Consider the following 8536-nt stretch of genomic DNA (forward strand, 5'->3'; position numbering starts at 1 on the left):
GGCCGTCGGGCCCGACCCGTCCATGCCCGACCCGTCCATGCCCGGGACAGAGAGCCCGGAGCCGACAGCGCATCCAACCGAAACCGCACCCCCAACCGAAACCCCATCCCCGAGCCCAACGCCCCAAGCTGCCTCGCCAACTCCGACGGCACCCGAAGCCACAACAGCCCCAACACCCACGCCGCCAACCCCCTTCCCGGGAAAGAGCCCAAGCGGCAACATGGATCCAGGAAACGGCGCCCTGGCCCTCCTCCCTGACAGCAACACAGCGGCGATCTTGACGGTCTTCAACGCGATCAACAGCTACCGCGCTTCGCTGGGCCTGGCACCGGTGAAGTATCACGCAACGGTGGCGAGCCTTGCCCAAGACTGGTCCAACAGCATCGCGACGCGTGAGGTGATCCAGCACCGCGCCAACTTCTGGACAGATCCCCGGGCGCTCAACCCGAACAACGGCGCGGGTGAAGTCATCGCAGTCCGCTGGGACCGTGACGCGGCACAGCTTGTGGAGTGGTGGAAGGGCTCTCCGGGTCATGATGCCCTTCTGCGTGATCCCCGATTCAACGTCATGGGCATCGGCATCACCTACACGGACGGCAATTGGCAGACCACCCCGAACCGCTTCACGCTCTGGGGAGTGGTGAATTTCTTCGGCTACACGTCGTTACCGGCCGGAACCACCACGAGCCCGGGCGGCACTGTCCCGCCGCCAACTGACCCCGTGGGTGTGTGCGAGCCCGGCAGCAAGCACCAACCGCCCAGCCTGAACTTGAGTACGGCATCGATCAGCAGTGCAGCTGACCTCGTATCAATCGCCGGCGATGGTTCGGTGGTTGCCTACCCATCGTGGGGTGGCGGCAGGTACGGCGGTGGCAAGAGGATCGGCGTCGGCTTTACCGGGCTCAAGGACCTCTTCATCACGGATTGGGACCGCGACGGCGTGTTTGATCTGATCTCACAAAGGCTCGACGGCGCCCTGCTGGTGTATCCGGGTCTTCAATCCGGCGGATTCAAGGACCCCATTGCGCTCGGCCAGGGCTGGGGGACCCTGAACATTGCTGTGGGCACCTGGTGCGCAAACAACCGGCTTCCCCAGATCGTTGCCATGGACTCAGGCGGCAACCTGTACCTCTACAAGAACGCAGGCCTGGCCTACATTCGTGCGCAGGCGGCGATCGGAACCGGATTCCCTGCCATCAGGCTGAGCATGGTGGATTACAACGCCGACGGCTTCCAGGACCTCCTTACCACTGAGGCCAACGGCACCCTCCGGCTGTATCGCGGAAGCGGACTGGGCACACCCAAGCAGGAATCCCGTCCTGTAGTGGGTGCGGAATGGACCGATTACACGGGGCTACGGGCGCTGCGCGGCCTAACGGGGCCCGACTCGACAGGCATTGCCGGGCTGGATCGCAACGGTGTTGTTGAGTATTGGGATCTCAACACGGGACGGCTTACCACGCCGGTGACCATCGGCATCGGCTGGGGCGGGCTGAAGTTCGCCCAGTAGAAAGCTGAGCCGAGAGACCCAACCCGGGTGTCGGCGTCGTACGCCAACAATCCCCGCTAAGAGTCCGCGTGGGACTCGATCGCAACCTTGAGTTGTTCCAACTGCGCCACTTCGCCTTCCAAGGCTTTCTGGAATATGCCGTTCATGAGCTTCCGCAGGCCTTTGGGATGATACTCAAGTGCGAAGCGGAGACGGGTGGTGTTGCCTTCGGTGCTGAGGTAGAAGCCTCCGGTAGGCCGCGCAGGTCCTGCCACCACGGCGTAACGGACTTCGGCTCCTGGACGGGCTTCGGTGATCCTGAAGTCGGCGGCAACGGGCCGGCCGCCGGGACCGGAGACGGTCTGCTGGTAGAGGGCGCCTTTCTGGCCGCGAACGCCGGAGCGAAGCGCGATACTGCGCACGCCCGATCGCCAGAGCGAGTTGTTCATCCCATCCATGAGGAATCCGTAAACGGTCATGGCGTCCTTGCTGATCACCACTTCATTGGCTGCGAATGCCACGAAAACCTCTTTCGGCGTACGGTCGAGTGTCGTAGCCCGGTTCCCCATACGCTGCAGCTAACACCTTCAGAATAGTCAGCGGCAGGCGCCCGCAACACACTGCTGCCGAGCCTTGACCGAATGGTTATCTCCCGATTTCCGGGGTACTGCTGACAGGAGGCCGCGCGCCGGGTAAAGTTCCTGCGGCTGGCTACAAGCAAATTGGGGGCGTAATGCGAGGTCAAATCCACTCGGGTTCCATGAGGAACGCACGACGACGGCTGGCGGCTTGCGCTGCATTCTTCAGTCTGGCGGTGGCTGGCGGCGTCGTAACCGCGGCTCCTGCCACCGCCGCTCCTGCCACGGCTGCGCTGGCAACTGCTGCCGTGACCGCGGCACCGACCAACGCTCGGGCCGCCGTCGTGCAAGCCGCGATACCGACCATAGCGAATCCCCTGCCGAGCGTTGATCCGGTGGGCGACCCCGCGAATTACTCTGTGCTGGTCAACAAGTCCCGGCCCCTGAATCCTCTGAGCTACGCTCCCGGCGACCTGGTGAACGCCCGCGGTTCCGGCCAGTATCTGCGGGCCGAAGCTGCGGCATGGCTCAATGGCTTGTTCCAAGGTGCGGCCGATGCCGGCACCGGCGGGCTGGCGGTGGTGAGCGGCTACCGTTCCTACGCGCAGCAGCAGCAGGTTTACGCCTATTACGTCAGCATCTACGGGCAGGCACAGGCTGATCTCATTTCGGCACGACCAGGGCACAGCGAGCACCAGACCGGGCTCGCCGTTGACGTAGGGAACGCCAACGGTTCTTGCGGCCTCAGCACCTGTTTCGGGGACACCCCAGCCGGTATCTGGGTGGCAGCGAATGCCCACAAGTACGGCTTCATTGTCCGCTACCCCAACGGCTACACGAACGTCACGGGCTATAGCTACGAGCCGTGGCACCTGCGCTACGTCGGAGTGGACCTCGCCACCGACATGAAACGCCGTGGCTTCCCCACCATGGAGCAGTATTTCGCCGGCAACCCCACCGCGTATGCGAGCATCACCTCCGGCGCGGACCTGGTGGCTGCGGACTCGTCAGGGCGGCTGCTTCGCTACCCTGCACACGTCGGTGGCGGCTATGGCGTTCCCACGGTGATCGGCTCCAACTGGCAGGGCTTGAAGCAGGCCTTCGTGGTGGACTGGGATTCTGATGGCGTCTACGACATTTTGGCGCAGTGGGACAACGGCACCTTGGGCCTGTTCAAGGGTTGGCCCGGCGGTGCGTTCTCCACGCAGATCGTCGTCGGCACAGGTGACTGGGACAAGATGACCATCACTGTGGGCAAGTGGTCCGCGGCTCAGGGGTATCCGGGCATCGTGGGCTATTTCCCGGATGGCGGGCTCCGGTACTACCCCAACACCTCAGGCAGGGCGTTGACCTACCGTGTGGACATTGGAAGCGGCTGGGCGGGCATGGGCCTGACCATGGCCGACTGGAATGCCGACGGCTCCAACGACATCCTGGCGACCACACCCTCCGGGCACCTGCTCAGCTACCCCGGCAATGGCGGGGGTGGCTTCGCAGGCCTTCCCACCACGGTGGGTTCCGGGTGGGGAACCATGAAGGCACTGGTCCCGAGCTTCGGTTTGTCCGGTCCGGGCACTCGAAGCATCACTGCACAAACCGTGGACGGCTACCTCGTGGACTACAGGCTGGGGACGGGAGCCTGGGGCGGCCAGCGGCAAGTGGGCAACGGCTGGAATGGCATGAAGCTGTTCAAGTAGGCAGCCGGTGCGGCGGTCATGAGGAGTGCTGCAACTGCGCTAAGCTAGGACTCGCTCGGGTGAGTTTTTCCCGGGCAATGCGGGCGTAGCTCAATGGTAGAGCGCTAGCTTCCCAAGCTCGATACGCGGGTTCGATTCCCGTCGCCCGCTCCAAGAAAACCCCGGATCCAGCGATCCGGGGTTTGTCTTTTCCAAGAACTGGACGCACGACGCCGGAACTGGCCAAAGAGGGCAGCGCACCCGTCGACCGGGAGGCCTCACGAGCCTAAACTCTTACGTACATCCACCTATCCGGGAGGTCCCCCAATGACTCTCACCGACGATCGTGAGGCGGGTCCGCTCGCCATCATCAACCGCCTGCTGGAAGCCACGAACAAGCATGATCTCGAAGCCCTGGCTGAGTGCTTCGCGCCGGGCTACGTCAACGAAACACCGGCCCACCCCACCCGGGGGTTCACGGGTCGGGACACTATCCGCAGCAACTGGGAGCAACTTTTCGCCGGCGTACCGGACATAGCAGCCCGCATGTTGTCGCACAGCGTGAAGGGGAGCAGCGTGTGGACCGAGCTGCATTTGAAGGGTGCCCGCCGTGATGGCACGCCTCATGAGATGACCGGCGTCATCATCTTTGATGTGGATCAGGGAATCATCAGCAGCGCCCGTTTCTACCTGGAGCCTGTGGAGCAGGTTCTGACCGTGGACGACACAGCAGATCGCGTCACTCACCGCGTAACCCATGGACGTCCGGCGGTTCAGCCGGCCCAGTAACCCATACGCCGGCAGCCCGGCCGGGTGACTCCGGCCACAGCGCCATCCGGGGAGGTGTATCGTCAGGAGTCAGGAGCCATTTCGGCTCCGCTCTAAGGGAGCCATCATGGGCGACAAATCACCGCGCCAAACTGCATCGAAGAAATCCAGCAAATCCATCAAGGAAAAGCGGGCGGACAAGCGGGCTTCCGAGTCCTCCGCCACGGAGGCCGCGAAGCCTTCAACCGGCAACAAGAAGTGACCGCACCAACAGGCCAGCTGACCGTTGGCGTCCTCGCTTCCTCTCTGAAGCCCAACGAGCGCCGCCTGCCGATCCACCCGCAGCATTTGGAGCGCATTGCTCCGGAAGTGCGCCGGCAACTCCGCTTTGAGCACGGCTACGGAGAACGGTTCGGTGTCCCGGACAGCAAACTGGAATCGTTGGTTGGAGGCCTTGGCACACGCCAGGAGTTGATCGCCAACAATGACGTCATCCTCCTGCCCAAACCGCAGGCACAGGACTTGGCGGAGCTCCGTGACGGCCAAACATTGTGGGGCTGGCCGCACTGTGTGCAGGACCGGGCCATCACCCAGTTGGCGATTGACAAGAAGCTCACGCTCATTGCTTTCGAGGCCATGAACCACTGGGCGGGTGACGGCGGCTTCGGCCTGCACGTCTTCCACAAGAACAACGAGCTCGCCGGCTATTGCTCCGTGCTGCATGCCTTGGCGCTCACGGGTTCCACGGGCGATTACGGCCGCCGGCTGAGCGCCGTCGTGATTGGCTTCGGCGCCACGGCCCGCGGCGCTGTGACGGCACTTAATGCCCATGGCGTCCACGACGTCCAGGTTCTCACCAACCGGGGCGTTGCCGCCGTCGGGTCGCCGATCCATTCAGTACGGATCGTTCAATTCGACCATGACAGCGAAGCACCGTTCCTCAGCGAAGTCATCACGGAAAAGGGGCGCAAGCCCTTGGCGCCGTTCCTGGCCGCGGCGGACATCGTGGTCAATTGCACCCTGCAGGATCCCAACGCGCCGCTGACCTATCTCCGCACTGAGGACCTGTCGGAGTTCCAGTCGGACAGCCTGATCGTTGACGTGTCCTGCGACGAAGGCATGGGCTTCGACTGGGCACGGACCACCACGTTCGACGAGCCCATGTTCCGCGTTGGCGGGCACGTCAACTACTACGCCGTGGACCACAGCCCGTCATACCTGTGGAACTCGGCCAGCTGGGAAATCAGCGAGGCCCTGCTTCCGTTCCTGGACACTGTGGTGCAGGGCCCGGTCGGGTGGGATGCGAACGAGACGATTACACGCGCGATCGAAATCCGCGACGGCGTGATCCGCAATCCGGACGTCCTGGAGTTCCAAGGACGCTCAGCGGTGTACCCACACCTGCCTGTGGCTCAGCTCCAGCCAAAATAGCCTCACAAAGAATGAAGCGCCCCCTGCTACCGGGGGCGCTTCATGACGTTAAACCGTCTGTGGCTCCTGCACGATCTTCAGCACCCTGCGGCGATCACGCAGGTCCACTTTGACGTGCAGCGACGACTTCCGGGCAAGTACGACGGCGACTACCGCAGCCGCGATGGCCGGCACGCCACCTGAGATCAGGACGGCCAGGTGAGGGCCGAGGTGCTCAGCGAGCCACCCCATCATGGGACCCCCGATGGCCTGGCCACCGATCAGCACCACCAGGTACAGGCTCATGACACGGCCGCGAATGCTCATGTTGGAGCTGGTCTGCACCATTTGGTTGGCTGCGGTGAGGAACATGAGGCACCAGAATCCTGCGAGGACCATGGTGACGCTGAACCACACCATGGTTGGCATGAGCGAAGAGACGCACAGCATCAGCCCGTACAGTCCGGCGGAGGTCACTACCGACCGCAACCGCAGCTGACGACGGCGGGTGGACGCCACCGCGCCGGTCAGTGCACCGAGCGCAACCATCGCGTTCAGCAGGCCGTAGCCTCCGGCGCCGGCGTCGTACACGTTGTCCGCAAACGCGGCCAGCAGCACAGGCAGGCTCATGGCGAAAACTGCCACGAAGCCGGCCATCAACCACGGCCAGTAGATGGTGGGCTTGCTCAGCGCGTAATTGAGGCCTTCACGCAGCATGCCTTTCTTGCGCGGAGTCGGCTGGTTGAGGTGCAACTGGTCCTTACGGAGGATCAGCAGCATCGCAACCGTGGAGCAGCAGGCCACCGCGTTGGCGGCGAAGGCCCAACCGGCACCCACTGCAGTCAGCAGCACGCCGGCCAAAGCGGGACCGATCAGTCCGCCGAGCTGGAACGTTGTGGAGTTCACGCTAATGGCATTCCGGAGGTACTTGGGGCCGACTAGCTCATTGACGAACACTTGCCGGGCGGGTTGGTCCAAGACAGTGACGAAGCCCAAGACCAGGGCGATGACGTACACATGCCACACTTCAACGCGCTGGCTCAGGGAGAGTACTGCCAACACTGCGGCCAGCACTGCCGCTGCCGCCTGGCAAATGATGAGAATTTTTCGCTTGGCGAAGCGGTCGGCAATCATGCCACCCCACGGACCAAGGAAAAGCGATGGCAGGAACTGCAATGCCACGGTAATACCCACGGCCGTGACGGAACCGGATAGCTGCAGCACCATCCAGTCCTGGGCGATGCGCTGCATCCAGATTGCGATGACGGCAATGAAGTGGCCGATCACGAAGATCCTGAAGTTGGGTACCTTCAGGGAGATGAAGGTATGCCGCCAGGGCAGCTTTTCACTCACGACGGCGAGTGGCTGGGTGACGGTGTCCGCGGGCTGAGGTGCGGACAGGGAATCGATGACGGGCTGGCTGACGTTTGCCGCTGAAGGCGGTGGGGGTGCCAAAGGTAGTCCTCGGATGGAGAGTTTCGGTGGGATGCCTTTAACGCTAGGGTTGCGAGCAGCAATTATGGAAGCGTATTGCGCCTATAACTAGCATTGCGGAATGCAATGACCGTGCTGGAAGGGCGCAGTACTCCGGCCCGGCGTTGACCTGCGCTTTAGGAGTTCCGTGTTCGAACCTGTCCAGCTCCGTTCCTTTTTGGCCGTGGCGGAAACGCTGAGTTTCACCAAGGCTGCTGAGCGACTTGGGCTCGCGCAGCCCACGGTCAGCCAGCATGTCCGCAAGCTTGAGGCTTCCGCCAAACGGGTGCTGGTTGCCCGCGATACACGCGAGGTCCGGCTCACCGACAACGGCGACGCGATGGCCGGTTTTGCCCGGAGCATCCTCGCCGCACACGACTCCGCCGCCCGCTATTTTTACGGTTCGGCCATGCGGGGACGCCTCCGATTCGGCACCGCCGACGACCTCGCCATCACCGGCCTTCCCCGCATCCTTCGTGAATTCCGGCAGCTGTACCCGCAGATCAACCTGGAGCTCACCGTCAGCCAAAGCGATCAGCTCTATAAGCGACTTAATGCCGGCCAGCTGGACCTGGTGTTCGTGAAATGGGTGGCCGGGGCAAAGGAAGGCACGGTGGTCCGGCACGATAACTTCGCCTGGGTCGGCGTGGAGCAGACAGTACTGGAACCCGGGGCACCCGTCCCACTCATTGCCTACCCAGCGCCAAGCCTGAGCCGGAAACTGGCCATTGACGCACTGGAAGCCGAGGGTCGGACTTGGCGGATCACGTGCAGCACCAAGCAAATCAGTGGGGTGCTCGCAGCCGTGCGGGCCGGGATCGGAGTTGCCGTGATGCCGTCGTCGCTGGTTCCCGAGGACCTTAAGGTCATTACGCAGCGGTTCGGACTGCCGCCTGTGGGCGACGTCGATTTCACCCTGATCCGGAATCCCCTGGCCAACGCCGAGGTGATCGATGCCCTGACGCAGGCCATCATGGGCAGGACGCTGAGTAAGTCGAACTAGTGGGGCAGGGGCAGTACGCTCGCCGAATGATTGACGCTAAGCTCACTCAGCCATCGGCAAGCTTCCATGCCCCGTGGAGGACCAAGAGGGCCCGGTAGCCTTTGTCGCTCGTACGGTGCACCCCTTTCCGCCAATTGCA

8 protein-coding genes and 1 tRNA gene are annotated in these 8536 nt (G+C 63.2%); 7 read left to right on the forward strand and 2 right to left on the reverse strand.

Annotated features, from left to right (window positions below):
- Positions 1 to 1510 (forward strand): CAP domain-containing protein (locus ACLRGI_RS19515; RefSeq protein ID WP_419203159.1); only part of this gene is annotated, 1510 nt, incomplete at its 5' end.
- 56 nt (positions 1511 to 1566) lie between these two features.
- Here ACLRGI_RS19515 and ACLRGI_RS19520 read toward each other — a convergent pair.
- On the reverse strand, positions 1567 to 2010 hold the full coding sequence (locus tag ACLRGI_RS19520) for an SRPBCC family protein (protein ID WP_419203161.1): 444 nt from the start codon (positions 2008 to 2010) through the stop codon (positions 1567 to 1569).
- Positions 2011 to 2249: 239 nt separating this feature from the next.
- Between ACLRGI_RS19520 and ACLRGI_RS19525 the strand changes: the two genes are divergently transcribed.
- The 5 genes from ACLRGI_RS19525 (at position 2250) to ACLRGI_RS19545 (ending at position 5942) form a co-directional block, all read left to right on the forward strand.
- Positions 2250 to 3764, forward strand: a complete 1515-nt coding sequence (locus ACLRGI_RS19525) for a M15 family metallopeptidase (RefSeq protein WP_419203162.1) — start codon at positions 2250 to 2252, stop codon at positions 3762 to 3764.
- 79 nt (positions 3765 to 3843) lie between these two features.
- Positions 3844 to 3917 (forward strand) — tRNA-Gly (locus ACLRGI_RS19530).
- Between the two features lie 153 nt (positions 3918 to 4070).
- Positions 4071 to 4532 (forward strand): nuclear transport factor 2 family protein, encoded by a 462-nt coding sequence (locus ACLRGI_RS19535; RefSeq protein WP_419203163.1) that lies wholly within the window; start codon positions 4071 to 4073, stop codon positions 4530 to 4532.
- 106 nt (positions 4533 to 4638) lie between these two features.
- The gene (locus ACLRGI_RS19540; protein WP_011776304.1) at positions 4639 to 4773 is read left to right on the forward strand and encodes a hypothetical protein; all 135 of its coding nucleotides are present in this window, start codon (positions 4639 to 4641) and stop codon (positions 4771 to 4773) included.
- On the forward strand, positions 4770 to 5942 hold the full coding sequence (locus tag ACLRGI_RS19545) for a N(5)-(carboxyethyl)ornithine synthase (protein ID WP_419203164.1): 1173 nt from the start codon (positions 4770 to 4772) through the stop codon (positions 5940 to 5942). The genes ACLRGI_RS19540 and ACLRGI_RS19545 overlap by 4 nt, the downstream gene beginning before the upstream one ends.
- Before the next feature lie 48 nt (positions 5943 to 5990).
- Here ACLRGI_RS19545 and ACLRGI_RS19550 read toward each other — a convergent pair whose 3' ends face one another.
- A complete protein-coding gene (locus ACLRGI_RS19550) occupies positions 5991 to 7376 on the reverse strand; it encodes an MFS transporter (RefSeq protein WP_419203165.1) in 1386 nt (461 codons plus the stop codon).
- Between the two features lie 166 nt (positions 7377 to 7542).
- On the opposite strand from ACLRGI_RS19550, the gene ACLRGI_RS19555 reads away from it, so the two are divergent.
- Positions 7543 to 8397, forward strand: coding sequence for a LysR substrate-binding domain-containing protein (locus ACLRGI_RS19555; protein WP_419203166.1), 855 nt, complete (start codon positions 7543 to 7545; stop codon positions 8395 to 8397).
- Positions 8398 to 8536: the final 139 nt, after the last annotated feature.

The organism is Paenarthrobacter sp. PPS72 (genome assembly GCF_048537125.1).
Taxonomy (GTDB): Bacteria; Actinomycetota; Actinomycetes; order Actinomycetales; family Micrococcaceae; genus Arthrobacter; species Arthrobacter nitroguajacolicus_E.

Excerpts from the sequence above, each read along its gene's own strand:
- ACLRGI_RS19525 (WP_419203162.1), top strand. The coding sequence starts at position 2,250 with ATGAGGAACGCACGACGACGGCTGGCGGCTTGCGCTGCATTCTTCAGT.
- ACLRGI_RS19535 (WP_419203163.1), top strand. The coding sequence starts at position 4,071 with ATGACTCTCACCGACGATCGTGAGGCGGGTCCGCTCGCCATCATCAAC.
- ACLRGI_RS19540 (WP_011776304.1), top strand. The coding sequence starts at position 4,639 with ATGGGCGACAAATCACCGCGCCAAACTGCATCGAAGAAATCCAGCAAA.